This window comes from Paraburkholderia sp. UYCP14C (genome assembly GCF_004197395.1).
GTDB lineage: Bacteria > Pseudomonadota > Gammaproteobacteria > Burkholderiales > Burkholderiaceae > Paraburkholderia.
Window position 1 is genome coordinate 1 of record NZ_SELS01000299.1, and the last position, 804, is coordinate 804.

Consider the following 804-nt stretch of genomic DNA (forward strand, 5'->3'; position numbering starts at 1 on the left):
CAACGTGTACGCCTTCACGCGCGAGTTGCGCGTGAATACGGGGCGCACCATACGTGCCGCGTGAGCTTGCATGCAGGGTACGGATACGTGCGAGCAGTTGCGCATCACTGCATGTGCGGTGCGACGCTTCGCGTACCCGCCACGCGTAGAAGCCGCTGGTCGAGACTCCCAACAGTCGTGCCATCGTGACGATGGGCCAGCGGGCCCGGTTCGCGCTCATGAATCCGTACCGCCCTTCGGGGGCACGGCGCCCGTCTCTCGCGCGAACCAGGCCGCCGCCTGCGAGAGAATATCGCGCTCCATCCTGAGCTGCCGGTTCTCACGACGCAGCTTCGTCAGCTCCTGCCGTTCGGCCGTGGTCAGCCCGTCATGACGCACACCAGCGTCACGATCGGCCTGCGCGACCCAGTTGTAGATGGTCTGCGCCGTCGGCTCGAACTCTTTTTCCAGCTCTTCCGGTCTGCGCCCGGCCCTCACCAGCTCGACCATGTGCGCCCGGAACTCTGCCGGGTATGGCGTACGATGTCTGCCCATTTTCGGCACCTCCTTCTCCAAAGAATAGGTGTCCGTTTTGCCGGGTCAATTTCACGATCACATCAAAACCTGCAACCAGTAGTCTCCGTTCCGAAAGCGGACTCGCTTCGCGACGTATTGCGGCATCTACCCACCTTTTTTTCAAGTAGTAGTTTAGTTATTTCATTCAGTAAAGCATAAAAAAATGTGTGGGGGCGGCCTCAAAAGCGAGGTGCAACACTTATCTCGTATAAGGTGTTGCAATGCCCGACAAAACTACTTCTACTTCAT

2 protein-coding genes are annotated in these 804 nt (G+C 58.7%); both read right to left on the reverse strand.

Going from position 1 to position 804, the window contains the following annotated elements; all coding sequences use genetic code 11:
• The coding region (locus EVC45_RS44930) for an IS3 family transposase (protein WP_129964397.1) at positions 1 to 220 on the reverse strand (220 nt) is incomplete at its 3' end.
• On the reverse strand, positions 217 to 534 hold the full coding sequence (locus tag EVC45_RS44935) for a transposase (RefSeq protein ID WP_129964398.1): 318 nt from the start codon (positions 532 to 534) through the stop codon (positions 217 to 219). The genes EVC45_RS44930 and EVC45_RS44935, both read right to left, overlap by 4 nt.
• Positions 535 to 804 lie beyond the last annotated feature (270 nt).

Excerpts from the sequence above, each read along its gene's own strand:
- EVC45_RS44935 (WP_129964398.1), bottom strand. The coding sequence starts at position 534 with ATGGGCAGACATCGTACGCCATACCCGGCAGAGTTCCGGGCGCACATG.